This window comes from Priestia sp. LL-8, from assembly GCF_036227845.1.
Taxonomy (GTDB): Bacteria; Bacillota; Bacilli; order Bacillales; family Bacillaceae_H; genus Priestia; species Priestia zanthoxyli.
The window spans coordinates 959,628-981,533 of the sequence record NZ_JAZAQH010000001.1; the positions used below are offsets into that span (position 1 = coordinate 959,628).

Below are 21,906 nucleotides of genomic sequence, written 5' to 3' on the forward strand. Positions count from 1 at the left end.
AATAAAGACATACTAAAAAGCGCCGAAATATAGTAAAATTTGAATATTAAATGATACACTATATATAGCGAAAGCGGATATGAGCGTCTAGCGTATCCGTTTTATTTATATGTATACAAATGACTTGGGAAAAAGAGAGATAGGAGAATTGAAGGTTTCATGAATATTGCAAGAAGTTGGCTTCACAACAAACTTACTGTTCGCATCATTACGCTTATTATCATTACAGTTTTACTTGTCAGCATTAGAAGTATGCTTCAGCTGCTGTTATTTACGTTTATTTTTACCTTTTTAATTGGTCGTCTTCAACAAGCGTTAAGAAGAAAGCTTCCGCTTAATTCAACGCTTATACTCATCGTCATCTATATCGCACTGATTGGGGCCCTCGGTATTGTAGGATATGTATATATCCCGGTTATTATGACGCAAGTTACTGAGCTTGTACAGAAGCTGATGTATTTTTACAAGCACCCCCCTGATAATACATTCGTCACCTATATTATCGATAATTTAAAGAGATTCAAATCACCAGAAAATATTCAGCAGAATATTGATTTAGTATACAGCTATTTATCCAATATTGGAAAAGTAAGTGCACAAGTTTTCTTAGCACTATTGTTAAGCCTATTCTTTTTACTTGAAAAGTCGCGGATTCACCGATTATTTGTCCAACTGGAACAATCTAGGCTGGGCTGGTTTTTCAAAGAAGCTGGCTATTTGGGAAGAAAATTTGTTAATTCCTTCGGCAAGGTAATAGAAGTTCAGTTTATTATCGCTTTTGTGAACAGCATTTTATCCGTTATTGCGCTGTGGGTGTTAGGGTTTCCTAATTTGCTTGCGCTTGGCGTTATGGTCTTTCTACTAGGGCTAGTGCCGGTTCTTGGGGTATTTGTTTCACTCATTCCGCTTTGTACAATCGCTTACAGTTTAGGAGGCGGTGTAAAAGTACTATCTGTGTTAATAATGGTGGTAGTACTTCATGCACTTGAAAGCTATGTATTAAATCCAAAGCTTATGTCATCTAAAACCAACTTGCCGACGTTCATTACGTTTATCATTTTAGTATTTGGTGAACACTTCTTGGGCGTATGGGGGCTGATTCTTGGTATTCCTATTTTTATTTTCTTTTTAGATCTAGTAGGAGTAGATTCAGCACAGCAGCTGTCAAAAAAAGAAGAGACTGGGACAAAATGATTTTAGACGAGGTGAAAACCGAGCCATTAGTCAAGATGTTTGACTAATGGCTCGGGTTTTTTTTTATAGTGAACGTAGGTTTCATCTGTTTTCGTTCCTTTTAGCAGTTAATTGGAGGGCAAGGTGAAGACTCCTGCGGGAAAAGCGGAACAGGTGAGATCCCGCAGAAAGCGAAGCCTTGCATGGAAATCAACTGCGGTGTAACAAGCGGTTCAGCTTATGTATCCTATTTGTTCGTCTTTAGAATGGATTCATGTCATTCTTTCTCAACCTCTTCTTTTTTTAACGAGCGTATCGTTTTTTGAATGACAGGATGATCTCGATGCTTAAGTTTATAAGCAAGAAAGATCTGATTTTTTACCGCTAAATGTTCAAGTTCGATTTTTACCTTTTTTTCTCGGAGCGCTTCTTGAATCAAATAGCGGGGAAGCAGGCTGATTCCCATGTGATGCTGAATGGCTTTTAACACCGTTTGAAGATTTGGAATCACATGATGAGGCTGGATTTCAGGTCGTTTTTTAAAATGCTGCCGCCAAAATCTCCTGATAATAGGAAGTTCAAGGCCATAGCTAATCCACCGCTGATTGTATAAAAAATCTTCTACGTCTTTACTAGCTGTCATTTCAAAAGAAGGAGGGACGGTTAAGACAAACTCTTCTTCTTCAATGACCGTATATTCGACTCCTGGTATTTGTAATCTTTGGGTTGTAATAGCAATATCAATTTCGTCGTTTTGTATCTTTTCAAGTAAAACAGAAGCAATACCAAACTGGCTGTAGCAGCGGATACCTGCATCTTTTATTCTTTCTAAAGCTCGTTCGGTAAAATACTCTACGGGAGAACCAATTTTTACGACCGGCAGCGCGTCGGGAGATGATGCGCTCATTTTTAATTGAAGTGAAGCAGCTTCTAGACTTTCAACTAACGGGACGATACGCGTGTACAGTTCTTTGCCTTTTTCGGTTGGAATCATCTTTCTCGGTGCACGGATAAATAAATCTTCGCCTATTTCAGCCTCTAAAGCAGCTAAGTGCTGACTCATGGCCGGCTGCGTTAAGATCCTCGCTCTGGCTGCTTCAGAAACGGATCGATATTTATAAATGCTAATAAAGCTGCGATACCATTCAAAATCAATCATTTACGCTACCCTTTCTTATAAATTTATTTATGGATATCTAATTATTTTCTAATTTGTATTATAGACAAGCTCTCTTTAAAATAAAAATAGTAAGCAAATCATTTTTAGATAAAATAATAAAAGCAACACCACCATATAACTTAAACATGACTTAAAAAGGAGAGTTAGACTGTGAAAGCATTATTATTGCAAGATAAAAATAAATGGACAGAAATGAAAGTAGAAGAAGTGGAAAAACCTCTTCCAAATAAAGGAGAAGTAGTAGTTGAAGTTCACGCAGTGGGACTTAATCCAGTGGATTATAAGACGGCTACTAATGGAAACCCTCATTGGACATATCCTCACATTCTAGGTTTAGATGTAGCTGGGACAATTGATGAAGTTGGAGAAGGAGTAGTTGACTGGAAAAAAGGAGACCGCGTCGTCTATCACGGGGACTTTATGAAAAAGGGCGGATATGCTGAATATGCGGTTACAACTGCTCATTCAATTTCGCGCATTCCTGATGCCGTTACATTTGAAGAAGCTGCTGCATTGCCTACTGCAGGCTACACGGCGTATGAAGCACTATTTCGTAAACTTCCAATGAACCATATTCAAACCATCTTAATTCACGGAGGAGCTGGAGGCGTAGGGGGCTTTGGCGTGCAGCTTGCTAAAAATGCTGGAAAAACCGTTTTCTCAACAGCTTCAGCACATAATCATGAGTATGTGAAGTCGTTAGGAGCTGATTATGTAATTGATTATCGCGAGGAAAACGTCGTAGAAAAAGTATTGGAGCTGACAAATGGCCGCGGCGTAGATGCTGTGCTTGACACGGTGAGCGCAAAGAACGCAACGGATTCTTTAGATATGATTGCCTATAGAGGACACTTAGCACATATTGCTGGTGCACCTGATTATACAAAAGTAAAGCCTTTTACAAAGGTGATTTCTTATCATGAAGTAGCTTTAAATGCTGCACACCACATTGATGACATGATGGCGCAAGCGGATTTAGCAAAAATGGGCGATGAGCTTTTAGCATTAGTAGCAGAGAAGAAAGTAGCTCCGATGATTGAGCGCATCATCTCGTTAAAAGAAGTGCCCAGTGCATTAGAAGAGCTTTCAAAACGCCATGTGAAAGGGAAAATCATTGCTAAAATTAAATAATAGCAGGACAGAAAAGACTCTTTTATTACAACTAATAAAAGAGTTTTTTTCTGCTATTTTCTTTTTTTGCGTTACTTCACTTATGAACTGCATATGATAGAAGATAATCAAATATAGCAAACGGGTGCGTATGAGCTTTTTTTACTAGTAAAATTGCTTTGAAATCGTGAAATTTTGAATAGTTTGAGTTATGATGAAAGAACGTGAAATTTGTATGATTGAAAGGAGAAAAAAGGTGCAAGGGTTTATTGATTTTGTACAAAATTTAGGCATAGTGGGCATCTTTATTGCTACAGCAATCGAAGCTGCGGCAATTCCTTTTCCGTGTACGTTATCGATTTTGCTCATTGGCTCGGTGCTGCAGCTTTCAATATGGAAAATCCTTATTGTTTCAGCTGTCAATACCGTTATTTATATCGCATTCAACTATATTCCGTTCGTTATGGGATACAGGTTTGAATCTATTACCAAGCGCTGGTTTGGTGAAAAAAATATAAAGCGTGCCCAAAAATGGTTTCATAAATATGGAAAATGGAGTATTACGATTTCTCGTCCCATCAGTATCGCAAACTATATAACCTATTTGGCAGGACTTAGTAAAATCAAATCTAAGGACTTTGTTTTATACAGCACCTTAGGAATTTTTCCGTGGTTTGTTTTTTTGCTCTATGTAGGAGGACTTGGAGATATTGAAAAAATCCAAAAATATTTGCATGATGTAGATCGTTTAATATTTGTTATTCTTATAATCGGAGTGATAGTTGGTGCAGGCTGGTGGATGAAAAAAAAAAGAGAAAGCCAAGCTCAAGAATAAAGCTATAATGATGGTTATAGCTTTATTTTAATATAAAGAAATTATTTAAATAAAAACATTTTTCTGAAAAGTTACAAAAAAACATTTTTCCTTTTAAAAAAATGTGATACTATGGTACATAAGGTCGCTAAGAGTTGTCTTGGTTCACCGGGTGTTTACTGCAGTCATTTAATAAAAGAAGCTAGGTATAGGTGAAAGCTTTGTTTCTAGTAATGTTGAGAAATGCTGCCTTGCGAAGGGAGGTAAGACGTACAGCACGCGTCCAACGTATGTTATTAAAACCATAAATTTGTAAGCGATTTCTTTCTTTTTACATGTGAGTAGAGCAGCTTTCGTTTTGAATGCAGCTTGTTACAGATTGGTTAAATAATGAATATAGCTTAAAATTGGATCGATCTAATTACCCGTACTATATGAATGTGAAATGTGTTTGATCGTAAATGAAAATAAGCTTAAAAATTACAGGTTAGGTACCCCAAGTATTTCTGAAATTTTAATAAAACAGGAGGTAAAATCATGAAGAACGTAGGGCGTATTAATGGCAAAACTCAGCTCATAGGCCTTTTAGCAACTCCAATTGGACATTCATTGTCACCATCTATGCATAATATGGCCTTTAAAAAACTGGGATTGAATTATGCTTATTTAGCTTTTGAGGTAGGAAATGACTCGTTAGAAGATGCGATTAAAGGACTGAGAGCGTTAAATGTTAAAGGTTTTAATGTATCCATGCCAAATAAAACAAAAATTCTCCCGTTTCTTGATGAATTAGCAGACAGCGCCAAATTTTCAGGAGCTGTCAATACCGTCGTAAACGATAATGGCGTACTAGTTGGGCATAGCACAGACGGTATGGGCTACATTCGAAATTTAAAAGAGAACGGCGTGGATATCACAGGGAAAAAAATGACGTTGGTCGGTTCGGGCGGAGCAGCAACGCCTATTGCTATTCAAGCGGCTTTGGAAGGCCTTGAAGAATTAACAATTTTTGCTCGTCATGATGAATTTTATTCAAAAGCTGTAGAAAACGTAAAAATTATTAATGAAGAGATGAAACATGTTTCATGTAAGGCGAAGCTGTATTCTCTTGAGGATACAGACAGGTTAAGAGAAGAAATTAGAACGAGCGATATTTTGACAAATGGAACAGGAGTAGGAATGAAACCGTTAGAAGAATTCAGCATTATTGAAGATATATCAATGCTGCGTCCTGATTTAATTGTAACAGATGTCGTGTATATGCCTATGAAATCAAAACTGTTAGAACAAGCTGAATCAATCGGATGTCACACCGTTAATGGAATAGGAATGATGATCTGGCAAGGGGCCATGGCGTTTGAATTGTGGACAGGAAAAGAGATGCCTGTGGAGTATATTAAGGAACAAATGTTTGAACCGAGCTTACAGTATTAAAAACGCGTATTTTTTAACTTTGCTAGAAATTTGTATAAATGAAGGGACTATATCTTCTTTTCCTCTAGCACAATAAAAAAATGATTCTAGACGATTAATATATAAAAGGTTTTGTTATATTAAAAAAGTATATATTTCAATTTTCTAAAAATTAAAAATATATATTGCGCAGAAAAATGTAATTCAGTATACTAAAACTCAAGTTTGAATTAATTTTACATTAGGCTGTGTCAAAAGACGACGCTTAGTAAAAAAAGGCAGGTGTTACAATGAGAAATTAAAAAAGCAGACATTAATCACATCATGTTCGGATATTTGAGTAGATCATAAAATATACGGCATCGTTCCGCAATATGTGAAGAGATTCCCACTGAAATTAGATCGTTCTAATAAAAATTTATTAGATCGTTCTAATTAGAACTTTCTATTAATCTTTTTAATTCCACTAATAAAAGTTTTACGGAAAGGATAAGAGAACAAGTAAATAGCTAGAGGATTAGGTTTTCAGCATTGCCATCTTTCAACTTTAGTTCAGGCAGACTTTATGTAAGTAAGCAATTGTAAATGGGATCTGAGCAAAGAAATATTTCATAAAAATGAAAGCGCATACTTAAAATCTTATGAGTGAGGGAAGATAATGAAAAAACATCGTTGGTCGATTGTATTCTTGATTGCGGTTGGTGTAGTTGTAAACTATTTTGATCGAATTAATATGTCCATTGCTATGCCATTGTTACAAAAAGAATTTAACTTGACAGCAGGTCAGATGGGGATTTTTCTATCAGCATTTGCATGGTCTTACGCTTTACTTCAACTTCCTATAGGGCCTTTGCTAGATAAAATAGGCGTAAAATGGGTAACGCGTGTAGCGACCGTGATATGGACAGTATCTTGTCTTTTAACTGCAGTAGCAAATGGATGGGGGTTAATTATTTTATCTCGAGTGCTGTTAGGAGTTGGAGAAGCACCATTTTTTCCATCTGCTGCTAAAGCAGTTAGCCATTGGGTTCCGCGTCAGGAACGCGGAAAAGCTATCGCAGCTTATGATTCTCAATCCAAACTTTCCAACGCCATCGGGGCGCCTATATTAGCGCTAATTGTAACAGAGTGGGGCTGGCGAGGTGGTTTCTTAGCAACTGCTATTCTTAGTTTCATATATGCTATTGTTTATTGGATCTGGTATCGTGAACCTCATGAAGATGAGCGTTTGACGAAAGAAGAATATGACTACATTGTTCAAGGCGGTTCTCAAAGTTCAGAAGAAGTTAAAGGCAGTGCAATGGAGAACATTCGATATTTGCTAACTAAAAGAAAAGTCTGGGCAGTATTCATTGGGTTTGCGGCATACGGCTATTCATGGTTTTTGTTCTTGACTTGGCTTCCTGGATATTTAGCAGCAGAAATGAACATGTCTATTTTAAAATCAGGCTGGTACTCGGCTATACCTTGGATTGTAGGTACCATTACTGAAATAGTAATCGGGGGCTGGCTTGTTGATCGTCTTATTAACAAAGGGTATAACCGGACGCGTGTCAGCAAGTTTTTTCTAGTAATAGGTATGGTATTTGGTTTGTCAATTATTGGGGCAGCGTTTACTCACAGTGCAAATGTAGCTGTATTTTGGATTTCAACAGCACTTGGAGGTCTTGTTGTCACATCTGCTGTTGCCTACAGTATTCCTACATTTATTGCACCAAAAGGAACGGTAGGAACATTAACGGGACTTTTAACATTTGGGAACAACTCGATGGCTATTGTTGCACCTATTACGACTGGGTTTATTGTTCAGGCCACGGGTTCATTTATGTATGCTTTCCTTTTAGCAGCTGCTTTTTTAGTGATTGGAATTTTAAGCTATACGTTTTTATTAACAGATTTAGACCCGATTGAAAGCAAAGAGTCTATCCTATTAGAAGAAAAAGAGTTAACTTTAGAAAAATAAATAATCTTAATATTTTGACTAATGGTATTCATTTTTAACATATCAAAGGAAATCTACTAATTAATTATCTTAATTAAGCATACAAACAGTTATTACCGGAGGGGATTCAACGTGTTAACCAAAAATTATGGACCTTTAACAGGAGTTCAAATACTAGATATTTCTACTATGATTGCTGCTCCCTTTGGAGCTACTTTACTAGCAGACTTAGGGGCGGAAGTAACCAAAATTGAACTTCCAGGAAAAGGAGATACGCTTCGGACTGTAGGGCCTTGGAAAGGGACTGAACCCTTAAGGTGGCCCGGACTTGCTCGCAATAAAAAGTCTGTTACGCTGGACATTCGATCAGAAGAAGGAGCAGAAATTTTCAAAAAGCTAATTAGTGGAGTAGACATTTTAATTGAAAATTTTCGCCCCGGTACACTGGAAAAATGGAACTTAGGATATGAAGAGCTTAAAAAAGTTAACCCTAAGCTAGTAATGGTGCGCGTATCAGGTTATGGACAAACAGGTCCTTATCGAGAAAAAGCTGGATTCGGTACACCGGGGACAGCATTTAGCGGACATACTTATTTACAAGGGTATTCAGATCGTCCGCCCGTCAGTCCTTCTTACTCTTTACTAGATTATGTAACGGGCATATATACTGCGTTCGCTTGTGTAAGCGCTATTTATCATAGAGATGTACACAAACAGCCGGAAGGTCAAGTAGTAGAAATGGGATTATATGAATCTATTTTTCGAATGATGGAGTTTTTAATCGCTGAATATGATCAAAACGGAAAAGTAAGAGAGAGAAGCCCTGGACTTGCAGGTCACTCAAGCCCTGCAGGCACATATGAAACAAAAGACGGAAAGTTTGTTGTATTAGTATGCAGTACAGACTCTACCTTTGATCGTCTTGCAGAGGCAATGGAAAGAAAAGATATGTTAAAGGATCCGCGATACTATACAAACGTAGAGCGTCTAAAGCATGATCATGAAGTTCAGGAAATTGTGTCAAATTGGATTAAGTCCTTCACTCAAGATGAGCTGCAGGCAAAGTTAGATTCATTTGGTGTGCCAGTTAGTCCTATCTACAGCATTGAAGATATATTTAATGATCCTCAATATAGAGAACGAGAAAACATTGTAGAAGTAGAGCACCCCCGCCTAGGAAAAATTAAGGTTCCGGGAGTAGTGCCAAAGTTTTCACATACACCGGGAGCAATTCGTCATCGTGCCCCTGAATTGGGAGAACATAATGAAGAAATTCTAGGTGGAAAACTGGGGTTATCAAGTGAAGACTTAGCGGTGTTAAAAGAAAAGGGGGTTATTTAATGAATACTATTCAAAAAATAGAATTACCGGAAAAAGTCATAATCTGTGAAGTAGCTCCAAGGGATGGGTTTCAAGCTGAACATGAGTGGATTCCTACAGAAGAAAAAATATCTATTATTCGTCAGCTAGCCAAGACAGGCATTCAATCAATGGAAATCACGTCTTTTGTACATCCGAGAGCGATTCCTCAGTTAAAGGATGCCGAGCAGGTCGTAGAAAGTGTTCAAGATTTAACCAATATCAAATTTCGCGCGTTAGTGCCAAATGTAAAAGGTGCACAGAGAGCCATTGACGCCGGAGTGAAAAAGTTAAAGCTTATGCTTTCAGCTACAGATTCTCACAGCTTATCTAACGCAAATTGTTCTGTAGAAGAAGCCCAAAAAGGCTTTTACCCTATTATCGAATTAGCAGAAAAGCATAACGTTAAAGTGGGAGGTTCAATTTCGGTAGCGTTTGGATGTCCTTATGAAGGTAAAGTTGCTATAGAACGCATTTCTTCTATTGTAGAACGATACAGAATGATGGGTGTCGAAGAAATTTCTTTAGCGGATACAACCGGGATGGCAAATCCTCAGCAAGTGTATCGTATGCTAGGGTTTCTTAAACAAAATTATCCCGGCACTATTTTCTCTATGCATTTGCACAATACGAGAGGAATGGCATTTTCTAATGTAGTGGCTGCTTTGCAGCAGGGTGTTATTCATTTTGATAGTTCTATTATCGGTTTAGGAGGGTGTCCCTACGCTCCAGGCGCCACTGGAAATATAGCTACAGAAGACCTGGTTCATGGATTAAGTGAAATGGGAATTCATACGGGTATTGATCTTAACAAGCTTATTCAAGCAGCAAAAGAGGTGAAGCACGTAATTGGTCATGACGGTGGAAGCTACATGCTACAAGCAGGTCCTTGTTCAGAACTTCATGCCAAGCCAAAGGTTCAAGAGAAATTAGTATAACTAAGCCGTGAACATGATAGCCTTTTAGGAGGTGATGATAGCGTTTAAATTAAAATGAATTAGATCGATCTATTTTCCTCTCATGTAAAAACGTTCAGGCCTTGTTTTATATAAAAGTTTGTTTAATAAAAATGAAAAGTTGGTGCTAAACATGATAGAAACTATTGAAAAGAAATCACAGCCTTATATTAACGGTGAATGGATTATTGAAGATCGAGAAGTAGCTTTAATAAAAAACCCCTATTCTGGAGAAGTCATAGGTGAGCAGCTATTAGCGAATGAAGAAGATGTTGAAAAAGCATTAGCATCAGCCTATGAAGCAAAAAAACATGTCGCCGCCCTTTCTTCTTACCAGCGTTCTAAAATTTTAAAGAAAGCGGCTCTATTACTAGAACAAGAGAAAGAAAAATTTGCTCGACTTATTTCTTTAGAATTAGGAAAGCCTTTGAAAAACACGCTGGACGAAGTGGCCCGTTCAATCGAAACATTGGAACTGTCAGGGGAAGAGGCAAAAAGATTGATTGGTGAAACATTGCCTGGCGACGTTTCAGAACGGGGGGCACAAGCTATTGCATCTACTTTCCGAGTGCCTGTTGGTGTTGTAGCGGCTATCACACCATTTAACGCCCCTTTAAATCTTGTATGCCATAAAATTGGGCCGGCTTTTGCTGCTGGGAATAGCGTGATTTTAAAGCCATCTTCGCAAACAACTTTAATTGCAACAGAGCTCTTAAAGCTGCTGCTGCGGGCAGGCTTCCCTAAAAATGCTGTAAATATGGTGCTTGGTCGAAGACAGGTTGCACAGCAAATTGTAAAAGATGATCGTGTGAATATTATTTCATTTACAGGTGGAACAGTAGCTAGTAAGAACATCTGTGAGCTAGCTGGAATGAAAAAAGTATTGCTAGAGCTAGGAGGAAATGCTGCAACGATCGTCCATAACGACGCAGATTTAAATCGTGCTGCGGCTATGTGTGCTAAAACCGGATTTAGCAATTCTGGCCAGAGCTGTATCTCTGTTCAGAGAATTTATGTACATCAATCTGTGATCTCTGAGTTTACCAATCTTTTAAAAGACGAGGTGCTGAAACTTAAAATCGGAGATCCTTTATTGCCTGATACGGATGTAGGGTGTGTAGTAGATGTCCATGCAGCTGAGCGAGTGACGAGCTGGATTGATGAGGCCGTACAATCGGGAGCACAAGTGATATGCGGAGGAAAGCGCCGCGGAGCTACGGTGGAACCTACTGTTCTACTAAACCCTTCTAAAGAAAGTAAAGTTATTTGTGAAGAAGTATTTGGTCCTATTATTAGTATTGTCCCGTACGGTACGATTGAAGAAGCTATTGAAGAGACAAATGATTCTGCTTTTGGTCTTCAAGCAGGGATTTTTACGAACAAAATGGATTTGGCTTATAAAGTGGCTCATTCTCTTGAAATGGGCGGTGTAGTTATTAATGGAACATCTAACTTTAGATTAGATCATTGGCCATATGGCGGAGTGAAAAACAGCGGTATTGGCAGAGAAGGCCCACGTTACGCCGTTGAAGAAATGACTGAAACGAAGATGATTGTATTAAGACTGCCTACGGAGAATTAAAACCAAATCAATATGTAGGACGTTTATAAATATATATCGTCATTTTGATTAGATCGATCTAATCCGTTTGAATAAAGGAGGAATTTATAAAATGTCTAATCAATTTTCCCTTGCATATCTTACTGTTCTTGGATGTTCACCGCCTGAAATGACGTATATGGCTGCAAAGGCAGGGTATGATTTTGTTAGTTTAAGGCCTATTTACATGGGGTTGCCTGGAGAGCCTAATTATGCGTTAGCTAAAAATAAGCAGCTGATGCGAGAAACAAAATCTGCCATGTCAGAGACAGGAGTGAAGCTCCTTGATATAGAGTTAGCACGTATCTATGAAGGAGTTGATCCAAAACGTTACTTACCTGCAATGGAAGCAGCTGCTGAACTTGGAGGACGTCACGTCCTTAGCAGCATTTGGACGGACGATCGCAATTTTGGTATCGAATGCTTTGCTGAACTCTGTGATCTAGCTAAGCCTTTTGGGTTAACCATTGAATTAGAATTTGTTCCTATTGCGAGCGTATACAACCTTAAAGGCGCAATGGATGTTCTTCATACCGCTAACCGTGAAAATGCAGGTCTTATGATTGATATTCACCATTTTCATCGATCAGGAGATAAGGTGGAAGATTTGGACGACGTGCCTCGTGAGTGGTTTCGCTATCTTCATCTTTGCAATGCTTCTGCGGAGATTCCAAGTTCAAAGGAGGAGATGACGCGAGTTCTTAGAGAAGAACGATTGTACTTAAATGAAGAAGGTATTGATGTTGCAAGTATTATTAATCGTATCCCGCAGGTTCCTTATTCCATAGAGTTGCCAAATGTAAAACGTGCCAACGAATTAGGGTATGAAGAGTTTGCGCGCCAATGTTTACAAACGGCTAAACAATACTTAGATAAGCATCCGCGCAAGAAGTATGTTTCTCATGACGCTGTGGGACAAGATCAGCTGCGTTTTCATTCTACAAGATAGGTGCTCTGGAGAGTATTGTGCAGCTTACCTTTTAGGTCTATTTAATTGAAGTACCCCCATTTAGCAAGCCTAAAGTGGGGGTATTCTCTGTTAAAACGGTAAACGTAAGAATCAAGAATAAATATAAAAGTGTGAGATCATACCTTCACTTTGTCATAGTTAATGCTAAGTTCTTATTTTTATATACATTGAAGGTTTGATGAAAAAGAGCTGTTGAGAATGTACTCAACAGCTTAGTAAATAATCGATTTATTAGTAAGTTGAGAGAGCCCGCCAGCTTCTATAAGACGTAATATCCTCCGCATCTTCTGTCGCATGAGCTTCACAAAGAAAACCCGCTACTTCACTGCCGTCTTCGAGAGTGATTTTGCCTAGTCCAAGAGGAGAAGGGATAGAATCGGCAAAAGAGCCGAGTAGTGATAAAGGCATTTCCCAAAGTTCAACTTCAATTTTTTTTCCTTGTTGATGTGTTCGCAACAGCCCCGGTTTTGCTGGAGAAGTAGGCAGTTTAAAAAGCTGGTAATAAGGAGCGGTTTGGTCTTTTCGTACGAATGAAGCTCCGTGTTCACGCATTTGAGATTCAAGTGGGAACCCGCGCATATGCAAACCGCAAACAGCTACTAATGTTGTATCTTTTTTTGAATCAGCCGTTCGTTCAACATTTAAAAACAATTCGCTGAGTCCGCAAATGAATTGTTCGCCGTCAAATGTAGAGAAAAATGAAATGCCAAACGGTAAATCAAGATCTGCATCTTGAGATGGAAGAGATACAGCACACAAGTCGAGTAAGTTACAATGATTTGTAAAACGCCCCATGTCACTGTTCGTTTCAATTGGATTTTCTCTTACTTGTTCCCGCGTCCACGTTCCGCCTGCTGTTGGCATAACAAGAACAGCATTTTTAAGCTGATGATATGCTTTATGTTTAAAGGATTGAAGCTTATGTGAAGCTTGAAATAAAGCAGCAGCATCATATTCTGATTTAGCTCCTGAACGAAGGACTTGCTCGGTTACAGGAAATGCTGTTTCTTCATGAGAAGTAATAAATTCTCCTAAGTCAGCCCAGCGCTCCGCTACGTATGGTCCGTCATACAATAAAGCAGCTGCTTCACTTAAATACGAGCCGTCAATGTATTCAATGGGAATAGATAAATCTTCAATCTTTTTCACTGCTTGCTTCCACGCTTCCTCGTACTGCTCAGCAAACGGTCCGTAAAATGAGAGCGGTTCTTTTACCATACAAATTTTTTCAGGGAGAGCCGAAGAAGCCCGAACAACAGAGTGTGACCATGGATCTTGATCGTCTATTCCTCTAATAATAGAATCTACGAGCACTACATCATTCCATTCATGAGCAAAAGCAGTGACGCAGTCTAAGCTTTTACACGCCGGAACTACACCTGCAGATGGCCACGCTCCGAGAGAAGGTTTATAGCCAATTAAACGGTTTAAACCGGCTGGAACGCGTCCTGAACCTGCTGTATCGGTACCTAAAGAAAAAGCAGCATGCCCCCGAGCTACGGATACAGCTGACCCAGAGCTCGATCCACCGCTAATGAGCTCGGACTTTAACGCGTTGTGCGTTTCGCCGTAAGGGCTTCGTGTACCGACAAGTCCTGTAGCAAATTGGTCCAAGTTGGTCTTTCCAAGAGGAATAGCACCTGCATCAATAAGGCGTTGAACAACCGTAGCATGTTCAGAAGGGATATACGTATATTCTTTACATCCGGCTGTCGTCGGTACATGTGCTACATCGATATTGTCTTTAACGGCGAATGGAATTCCCCACAAAGGTAACGCTTCAGGGCTTAGCGTAGCTAAGCGATCCAGATAAGGTTTTAACTTACCGAGTGTAGGAGGGGTAATCCAAATATTCATGTCTTTATCAGCTTCTACACGTGTAAGAATTTGATGTACTACATCTTCCGGAGTTAATTCTTTTTTGATATACATATCACGTAACCATTGAACCGAAAATGTTTTAGACAAGCTCACTGTTTTCATTGTATCCACCGTCCTTAATTAGTAATTGGAGCAAAGGCTTTTATACCGGCAATCAGCTGTCCAGCTTGTACTTCATCGCCGGGTTTTACATGAATAGAACTGATATATCCATCCATAGGTGCTAGCTGTGGAAACTCCATTTTCATGCTTTCTTCGATAATTAACGTATCGCCTTTTTCAACTTTTTGTCCTTCTTCTACAAGAACTTTCCATACGCTTCCCGGCATTGTACAGCGCGCGGCTTCCGTACCTTCGGGCAGTTCTTGTTCCGTAATTTCAGCGGTTTCATGTTCAGAGACGTACTCAGCTAAGCCGAGTGCTTTCCAATTTTCTCGCTCTGTTTGAAAAGCAGCCTGCTGGGTGTGACGAAAAGCAGCCGTGCTTTCTTCAATAGATGAAAGAAAATCTAAATATTCTCCAAGTTTAAACGTTGTCTCCGTAATATCTGCTTCAAATCTCCCACGAAGGAAATCTTCGCGCAGTTTTAAAAGCTCATCTGCTTCTACTGGGTAAAATTGAATTTGATCAAAGAAACGAAGAAGCCACGGTTTTCCTGCTTCAAAACTTTCCGTTTGACGAAGTCGGTTCCACATTTGAATCGTGCGTCCCACAAATTGATAGCCACCAGGACCTTCCATTCCGTATACGCACATATACGCACCGCCAATACCAACCGCATTTTCAGGCGTCCATGTACGAGCGGGATTATATTTCGTTGTAACTAAACGGTGACGAGGGTCTAGAGGCGTAGCAACAGGTGCGCCTAAATATACATCTCCAAGCCCCATTACAAGATAATTAGCGTCAAATACAACTCGTTTAACATCTTCAATGTGATCCAGACCGTTTACTCGGCGAATAAACTCTAGATTGCTTGGACACCAGGGGGCATCTGGGCGAACGTTTTGCTGATAGCGTTCAATAGCTAATTGAGTCGCAGGATCATCCCATGAAAGTGGAAGTTTTACAATACGAGAGGGAACTTCCATTTCTTCAAGTGGAGGAAGTGCGCGATCTATAGCTGAAATGTGCTGGCAAAGTTCAAGAATAGACATCTTTGTTGCATCAATATGAATTTGAAGAGAACGGATACCAGGCGTTAAATCTAGAACTGGTAAATCCTTACGCTTTTGAATAGTTTCCATTAAAGCATGCACTTGGAAGCGAAGCAGCAGATCAAGCTCCATTTCTCCGTACTCCACAAGTATATTCGCATCGCCTGAGCAGCGGACGGAAAAAGGGAATCGTCTATTTTCCGTTTCGTTGATCAGCAGCGGATAATCGCTTTTGATCGGCTGTGCTACTGGATTTGTAAGCACAGGAAGTGATGCAGATGTTCCGATACGCTGTAAAAAGTCTTCCTGCGTACATTTGAGTTTTTCAGCTTGTTCAAGATCAATTAATTTAAACGAAATTTTATCTCCGGGGTGAAGCTGTCCTATTTTCCAAAACTCTGCTGAAGCAGTCGTAACAGGGCAAACAAAGCCGCCAAGGCTCGGGCCGTCTGGGCCAAGTAAAATAGGCATATCTCCAGTTAAGTCTAAGGTGCCGATGGCATAGGCATTATCATGAATATTTGATGGGTGCAAACCGGCTTCTCCTCCATCTTCACGCGTCCAAAAAGGAGCGGGACCTATTAACCTAACACCTGTTCTAGAGCTGTTAAAATGAACTTCCCATTTTGTATTTGTTAGCTGCTGCAAGTACTCTGGGTGCAAAAACTCTTCTGTACAATGAGGGCCGGGAATCACCCCGATTGTCCATTCTTTAGACATGGTCGGCTGATCAGAAAGAGCAAGTTCATTTTCAACGTGAGCGTAGTCAGAAACACGCAGTACATCTCCTGTGCGAAGTGCTCTTCCGCCGTGTCCGCCAAAGCTTCCTAGTGTAAAAGTAGAAGAACTGCCTAATATTTTAGGCATATCAAGTCCGCCGCCAATCAGCAAATACGTACGCATTCCTTCGGTTGCTTCACCAAATGAAAGAATTTGTTCCGGCTTTGCTTGAATGGTTTTATACATATGAATTTCAGCGCCGTCTAATGTAGCATGCATGTTGGCGCCTGTAATGCAAAAAGATACATCGTCTCTAAATTTATAAGAGCCGCCTCGGAGAGTCATTTCAATTCCCGGGGCATCCGGTGAATTTCCGAGAAGCTTGTTTCCTATGCGAAAAGCAAAAGGATCCATTGGACCGCACGGAGGAACTCCTACGTTCCAATGCCCGGTGCGTCCCGGGTAATCTTGAACAGTGGACTGAACGCCGCCGTCTAATACTTCAATTGCTTGTTCGCTCGGAGTATATGAGTTAAGCATTTGAGTATACACATCGCCTGTTTTGCACGCTTTTTCTTCTAACAGTCCCTGCAAGTATTGAAGATTAGTAGTAACGCCGTATAGTCTCGTCTCTTTTAAAGCAGCGCTCAATTTTAGAAGAGCTTCTTCTCGTGTTTTTCCATGAACGATAATTTTAGCCAGCATAGGGTCATAAAGTGATGTTACAGTAATACCGTCTCGCACCCATGTTTCAACTCGAGCACTTTTAGAGAAAATGGCTTGGTCGATTTGCCCGCCGCTTGGACGAAAATCATTTAAGCAATCTTCGGCATAAATACGCGCTTGGATACTGTGACCTGAAGGCACAGGAAGCAAAGAAGGAAGGTTTACTAGCTCATCGCATGCTTCTTTAAGCATCCATTCTACTAAATCGATGTTTAACACTTCTTCTGTAACTCCGTGTTCTACTTGAAGACGAGTATTTACTTCTAAAAAATAAAATTTCTTCGCTTCGGCGTCATATAAAAATTCTACCGTTCCTGCACTTCGGTATCCTACTTCTTTAGCTAGTCTAGTAGCTGCTTGCAGCATATTTTCCCGTATATATGAAGGGAAGTTTGGAGCTGGGCTTTCTTCAATTACTTTTTGATTTCTTCGCTGAATAGAGCAGTCGCGTTCTCCTAAAGCCACTACTTCTCCAAAAGAATTCCCGAAGATTTGAACTTCCACATGGCGAGCTTTTTGAATGTATTTCTCTAAAAAAACACCGCTGTTTTTAAAGTTTGTTTGTGCTAAATGGCAAACTGAGTCAAAAGCGGCTTGAAGCGCTTTTTCATCTTGGCAAACACGCATTCCAATTCCTCCGCCGCCCGCTGTACTTTTTAACATAACGGGATAGCCAATTTCTTCGGCAGCACATATAGCTTCTGATACATCTGTAATAAGAGATGTACCAGGCAGCAAAGGCACGTCGGCTTTTTGCGCAATTTCACGAGCTGAATGTTTTAATCCAAATACTTCCATTTGTTGAGGTGTAGGACCAATAAATACAATTCCTTCAGCTCGACAGCGACGAGCAAATTCCGCGTTTTCGCTTAAAAAACCGTAGCCTGGATGAATAGCTTCCGCGCCTGTTTTCTTTGCAATATCTAGAATAAGGTCTTCGTTTAAATAACTTTCTTTGACCGGGCCACTGCCGATTAAAATAGCTTCATCTGCTTCATCAACGTGCAGGCTGTCTTGATCAGCTTCTGTATAAACAGCCACAGATTTCACTCCGAAATGTCGTAATGTTCGCTCAATTCTAACGGCAATTGCTCCTCGATTAGCAATTAATACTTTTGTAAACATAGATGAACACTCCTTTTTATAGTGAATCCCAAATAACTAAGCGGATAGGGGTAGGGTTATAATTGTTGCACGGATTGTTAAGCTGAGGGCAGTTGCTAATCAATACAAGTGTAGGATTGATAGCTTCCATTTCTACATAGTATCCAGGTGCAGATACCCCGTCATCAAACGTTAATCCGCCGCTTGGCGTCACAGGTACATTCATAAAAAAGTTTACGTTTGGTGCTAAATCTCTTTTGGTGTAGCGGCTATCATATTTTGATAGCTGCAGCATAAATGTATCCCGGCAGTTATGCATCGGAAGCGTGTCATGTGCATAACGTACGGTGTTGCTTTGTGCGGAACAAGCTCCGCCTAAGGTATCGTGGCGTCCACACGTGTCAGCTACAATTTTGACTAGTTCTTTGCCAGATTGAGAAAGCAGCACTGTGCCGGTGGATAAATAAATATTTCCTTGATTAGCAATCGTAGACACTGCACTGTAATGATCTTCTGGATTTTCTGCATCAAAGAATAAAGTATCCGCTGCTTGATTGCCTTCTACATCTATTATTCTAAGAGTTTGGCCTGGTTTAAGTTCGTGCATCCAGCCGTCCCCAGCCAGTACCGTTTCATCATAAATTGCGTTCTCTATTTTTCTGTTGCTTTCCACTCGATTAAATACAGCCATTATAGAAGCCTCCTTCATTTTTAAATCGTTGATAATGTTTTATTTCCAAGCAATAGGTCATAAGACCATGTGTTTTCAAACGCTCGTTTATTTTCAGGTCTAAAATTTAAACAGTAGTCGTCTGAGCTTACCGGAGCCGCTTCATCAACGGTTATTTCAATCGGAACAGAAGGATACGTTCCGCTCGGGTCTAGAGGGTTAGGTGTATTAGACAGTACAAAAAGCAAATCCATTTCTGTTCTAAGCGTAATAAAATCTCCTTTTTTACAATGAGAAGAAACAAAATTCATATTGCCTTGTTCGTCGCAGTATACTTTTGAAAATAAGTTAAGGTTAGGGACTAAATCCCGTGTTGTTAAACCGTTGCGCAGAAGCTCCATTGAAAAATTTTCTTCTCCATTTCTTCTCCATTCGTTTCGAGATTCTTGATAAGTAGATACACCGTATTTTTGCTGAGTGAAGCTGCGCGTAGTGTAGCCTGAAATCGTATCATGCCAGCCGGTGGTGTCGGCAGTGATGCTTGCAAATGCTCTGCCGTTGTCACTCATCAGAACGTGTCCTTTTGTTAAGTGAGCAGTATGCTGAGCTTTTAAGGTATCAGGCATGTTGTATCGTTCCGTTAAATCATAAGCGTTGTATAATAGTACGGATACGTTTGCACCGGATTCTTGTGCGGTAAACGTCACCGATTTTCCTCTTCCAATTCGTCCTGACCATTTTCCGCCTGCCGGGATGGTTTGCTTCCACATATAACTCATAAAATAACCTCCTTAGAATAAAAAAAGGATAAAAGCCTGAGAGAGTAGTCTCCCAGGCTTTTATCCTTCCGTGTTATACAGCATAGCGCCATATCGCTCTCTCTCGGACCAGTCTTTAACATATGTTAAACGGAACCCTAGACAGCTTTTTTGTTCTTAACGGCTGTAAGAACCTTTATTCATTTGTGGCTTTCGATTAATCGTAGTATAGTATGTGTGAAAATAAGTTGACAAGCAGTTTGTTAGAATGCCTGACACAAAAACTGATTTTTCAGTTTATTTTTCAGGAACCGTCACTTTTGAACGATCTCTCTTTACAAAAGGAGCGGACAGTCGAGATTTTACAAATAAATAGAGAAATCCAATCGTAAGCCAGGCGACACCAATCAAAAGAGTGTCTTTGTTTAACAGTGTAAGCAGCCACCCGATAAATGCCGCTCCGATTAAAGGGAAGATTAAATAAAGTATTGTTTCAGTAAACGACTGTTTCTTTAACTTAATATAAAAATGGGCAATGACTGATAGATTGACAAATGTAAAAGCGGTTAAGGCACCGAAACTGACAAAAGTGACGGCTGTGTTTAAATCAATGAACATTCCCAAAAACGAAAAAGTAGTAACAAGCAAGATATTCACCACGGGCGTTTTAAACGTTGGATGAATATATGAAAATACCTTTTGAGGCAGTACGGATTCACGGCCTAAAGCATATAAAAACCGAGTAACGCTTGTGACTGAAGAAACTCCTTGAGTAAAGGTTGCGATAATTAAGACCGTAATAAATAAACTGCTTAAAAGATTTCCGCCCACTAATTTTACAAGGGTGTAGGCAGCATTATCAGGATTAGTAAATGTGAATCCCGGATAAGCAATCTGTGTAAAATACGAGATAGCGATGTACATAACAGCTGCAATACAAACAATAAGAAAAATGGCTTTTGGAATTGTCCTTTCCGGTTGAATCGTTTCTTCCGCCATTGTTGTAACTGCATCAAATCCTAAAAAGCAAAAGCAAATGAGCGCAGCTCCAGAAAAGATAGTCGTAAACGGTACATCTGAAGCCAAAAAAGGATGAAGTGAAAAAAGAGTAGAAGAACTAGCTTGACCTGTTGCAATATCTTTGATAATAAATAAACAAAACAAACTTATAAATAGAATCTGAACTACAACAGAGATGCCGCTTATACGAGCTACAGATTTAATACCAACAATATTGACTAAAGCTAAGATAATGTTCATGACAATGACCCATACGTATACAGGAATAGAAGGAAATTCCGTATGCATAAAAATACCAAATGTTAAAATAGCGATAATAGGGGAGAAAATATAGTCTAAAAGAAGTGCCCAGCCTACTAAAAAGCCAAGGCGAGGATGTATAGCTTTTTTCGTATACGTATAAGCAGATCCCGCTATTGGATATGCTTTTACCATTCGGCTATAGCTATATGCGGTAAAAAAGATAGCTAAAAAAGCAATTAAATAAGCAAGGACCATTTGCCCTCCAGCCGCATCGTAGGCTACTCCGTAAACTGTAAAGAAAATCATCGGAGTCATCCAGGCAAGACCCAAAAATACAATTTGATATACCTTTAGCGATTTACTTAACGCTGGTTGGTTGTTCATACAAATCCCTTCTTTCCTCTATTTTATACTAGTAAAAAAGAAAAGCCTGGGAGAATGATGTCATTCTCCCAGGCTTTTATCCTTCCGTGTATACGGACCGTTCCGTACGCTCTCTCTCGGACCAGCCTTTAACATGTGTTAAACGGAACCCTAGATCGCTTTTTGTCTTCAACAGAGTGAAGACCTTTATAGATAATGTAAGTAGTTCGAAGTATAAGCAGGATTATAGGAAGATGCAACTACTGTGTTAGATAGTTTAACAAACTTTTTAAAAAAGTAAACTTTTGTAAAAGGCGAACTATATATAATTTAATTAAAAAGATTATTCGTTTATAGTTGACTTATAGAGAGACCTATAGTATATTTGTAGACAAGAAAAAGCTAAATACGGTTCACTCATATATGTTTGAGAATATGGCTCAGACGTTTCTACCTTATCACCGTAAATGATAGGACTATGAGTAAAAAGTGAATCTAGGTTCCCATTTTTACGTTAGTAGAAAGTTTGGTCCAAGCGATTCACATATTCACTTTTAAAAAGAAGTGGATATGACACCGAAGGGATAAAAGCCCAGGCGGGTAGGTTTTTGCTCATTGTATTTGAGAGACCTGCCTTTGTTTGGGCTTTTTCTTATGTGTCTATTTACAGTATGAGCGAGTAATGAAAATTTCTTGTTTGTATCTGCATTGCTTTCTGGGGAGAATAGCGATGTAAAGCATGAAATC

Annotated in this window: 15 protein-coding genes and 3 riboswitches; of the genes, 9 read left to right on the forward strand and 6 right to left on the reverse strand. The window is 39.5% G+C overall.

From position 1 onward, the window contains the following. Positions 1-159: 159 nt before the first annotated feature. On the forward strand, positions 160-1,194 hold the full coding sequence (locus tag U9R83_RS04920; protein ID WP_014461337.1) for an AI-2E family transporter: 1,035 nt from the start codon (positions 160-162) through the stop codon (positions 1,192-1,194). A 256-nt stretch (positions 1,195-1,450) separates the two neighbouring features. Here the strand turns inward: U9R83_RS04920 and U9R83_RS04925 are convergent, their stop codons facing one another. Beyond that, positions 1,451-2,332, reverse strand: coding sequence for a LysR family transcriptional regulator (locus U9R83_RS04925; RefSeq protein WP_140451596.1), 882 nt, complete (start codon positions 2,330-2,332; stop codon positions 1,451-1,453). A gap of 171 nt (positions 2,333-2,503) precedes the next feature. On the opposite strand from U9R83_RS04925, the gene U9R83_RS04930 reads away from it, so the two are divergent. The 8 genes from U9R83_RS04930 (at position 2,504) to U9R83_RS04965 (ending at position 12,496) form a co-directional block, all read left to right on the forward strand. Continuing rightward, complete coding sequence (locus tag U9R83_RS04930) at positions 2,504-3,484, forward strand: zinc-binding dehydrogenase (RefSeq protein ID WP_034269761.1); 981 nt, start codon at positions 2,504-2,506, stop codon at positions 3,482-3,484. Between the two features lie 235 nt (positions 3,485-3,719). Next, positions 3,720-4,298 (forward strand): DedA family protein, encoded by a 579-nt coding sequence (locus tag U9R83_RS04935; protein ID WP_014461334.1) that lies wholly within the window; start codon positions 3,720-3,722, stop codon positions 4,296-4,298. 516 nt (positions 4,299-4,814) lie between these two features. Then, positions 4,815-5,711, forward strand: a complete 897-nt coding sequence (locus U9R83_RS04940; RefSeq protein ID WP_014461333.1) for a shikimate dehydrogenase — start codon at positions 4,815-4,817, stop codon at positions 5,709-5,711. 637 nt (positions 5,712-6,348) lie between these two features. Next, a complete protein-coding gene (locus tag U9R83_RS04945; RefSeq protein ID WP_209368338.1) occupies positions 6,349-7,653 on the forward strand; it encodes an MFS transporter in 1,305 nt (434 codons plus the stop codon). A gap of 111 nt (positions 7,654-7,764) precedes the next feature. Further along, positions 7,765-8,973, forward strand: coding sequence for a CaiB/BaiF CoA transferase family protein (locus tag U9R83_RS04950; protein WP_014461331.1), 1,209 nt, complete (start codon positions 7,765-7,767; stop codon positions 8,971-8,973). After that, positions 8,973-9,929: a hydroxymethylglutaryl-CoA lyase gene (locus tag U9R83_RS04955; RefSeq protein ID WP_208732696.1), complete on the forward strand. Its 957-nt coding sequence runs from the start codon at positions 8,973-8,975 to the stop codon at positions 9,927-9,929. The genes U9R83_RS04950 and U9R83_RS04955 overlap by 1 nt, the downstream gene beginning before the upstream one ends. A 151-nt stretch (positions 9,930-10,080) precedes the next feature. Then, on the forward strand, positions 10,081-11,529 hold the full coding sequence (locus U9R83_RS04960; protein WP_243548827.1) for an aldehyde dehydrogenase family protein: 1,449 nt from the start codon (positions 10,081-10,083) through the stop codon (positions 11,527-11,529). A 91-nt stretch (positions 11,530-11,620) separates the two neighbouring features. After that, positions 11,621-12,496 carry a sugar phosphate isomerase/epimerase family protein gene (locus U9R83_RS04965; RefSeq protein ID WP_243548829.1) on the forward strand — a complete coding sequence of 292 codons (876 nt, stop codon included), beginning with the start codon at positions 11,621-11,623 and terminating at the stop codon, positions 12,494-12,496. 252 nt (positions 12,497-12,748) lie between these two features. On the opposite strand, the gene atzF is transcribed toward U9R83_RS04965, so the two are convergent. The 5 genes from atzF to U9R83_RS04990 form a co-directional block, all read right to left on the reverse strand. Next, complete coding sequence (atzF, locus tag U9R83_RS04970) at positions 12,749-14,500, reverse strand: allophanate hydrolase (RefSeq protein ID WP_243548831.1); 1,752 nt, start codon at positions 14,498-14,500, stop codon at positions 12,749-12,751. Positions 14,501-14,514: 14 nt separating this feature from the next. Continuing rightward, complete coding sequence (uca, locus tag U9R83_RS04975; RefSeq protein ID WP_328575077.1) at positions 14,515-18,126, reverse strand: urea carboxylase; 3,612 nt, start codon at positions 18,124-18,126, stop codon at positions 14,515-14,517. A 16-nt stretch (positions 18,127-18,142) separates the two neighbouring features. Continuing rightward, positions 18,143-18,796, reverse strand: coding sequence for an urea amidolyase associated protein UAAP2 (locus U9R83_RS04980; RefSeq protein ID WP_115653179.1), 654 nt, complete (start codon positions 18,794-18,796; stop codon positions 18,143-18,145). 20 nt (positions 18,797-18,816) lie between these two features. Further along, positions 18,817-19,554: an urea amidolyase associated protein UAAP1 gene (locus U9R83_RS04985; protein ID WP_115653180.1), complete on the reverse strand. Its 738-nt coding sequence runs from the start codon at positions 19,552-19,554 to the stop codon at positions 18,817-18,819. Positions 19,555-19,601: 47 nt separating this feature from the next. Next, a riboswitch (guanidine-I (ykkC/yxkD leader) is annotated at positions 19,602-19,706 on the reverse strand. Positions 19,707-19,830: 124 nt separating this feature from the next. Next, a complete protein-coding gene (locus U9R83_RS04990) occupies positions 19,831-21,180 on the reverse strand; it encodes an APC family permease (protein WP_243548834.1) in 1,350 nt (449 codons plus the stop codon). Positions 21,181-21,243: 63 nt separating this feature from the next. Next, positions 21,244-21,345, reverse strand: a riboswitch (guanidine-I (ykkC/yxkD leader). A gap of 211 nt (positions 21,346-21,556) precedes the next feature. Beyond that, a riboswitch (purine riboswitch) is annotated at positions 21,557-21,658 on the forward strand. The last annotated feature ends 248 nt before the right edge of the window (positions 21,659-21,906 follow it).

Coding starts and splice junctions, on each gene's coding strand:
- U9R83_RS04920 (WP_014461337.1), top strand. CDS start 160: ATGAATATTGCAAGAAGTTGGCTTCACAACAAACTTACTGTTCGCATC.
- U9R83_RS04925 (WP_140451596.1), bottom strand. CDS start 2,332: ATGATTGATTTTGAATGGTATCGCAGCTTTATTAGCATTTATAAATAT.
- U9R83_RS04940 (WP_014461333.1), top strand. CDS start 4,815: ATGAAGAACGTAGGGCGTATTAATGGCAAAACTCAGCTCATAGGCCTT.
- U9R83_RS04945 (WP_209368338.1), top strand. CDS start 6,349: ATGAAAAAACATCGTTGGTCGATTGTATTCTTGATTGCGGTTGGTGTA.
- U9R83_RS04955 (WP_208732696.1), top strand. CDS start 8,973: ATGAATACTATTCAAAAAATAGAATTACCGGAAAAAGTCATAATCTGT.
- U9R83_RS04960 (WP_243548827.1), top strand. CDS start 10,081: ATGATAGAAACTATTGAAAAGAAATCACAGCCTTATATTAACGGTGAA.
- U9R83_RS04965 (WP_243548829.1), top strand. CDS start 11,621: ATGTCTAATCAATTTTCCCTTGCATATCTTACTGTTCTTGGATGTTCA.
- atzF (WP_243548831.1), bottom strand. CDS start 14,500: ATGAAAACAGTGAGCTTGTCTAAAACATTTTCGGTTCAATGGTTACGT.
- uca (WP_328575077.1), bottom strand. CDS start 18,126: ATGTTTACAAAAGTATTAATTGCTAATCGAGGAGCAATTGCCGTTAGA.
- U9R83_RS04980 (WP_115653179.1), bottom strand. CDS start 18,796: ATGGCTGTATTTAATCGAGTGGAAAGCAACAGAAAAATAGAGAACGCA.
- U9R83_RS04985 (WP_115653180.1), bottom strand. CDS start 19,554: ATGAGTTATATGTGGAAGCAAACCATCCCGGCAGGCGGAAAATGGTCA.
- U9R83_RS04990 (WP_243548834.1), bottom strand. CDS start 21,180: ATGAACAACCAACCAGCGTTAAGTAAATCGCTAAAGGTATATCAAATT.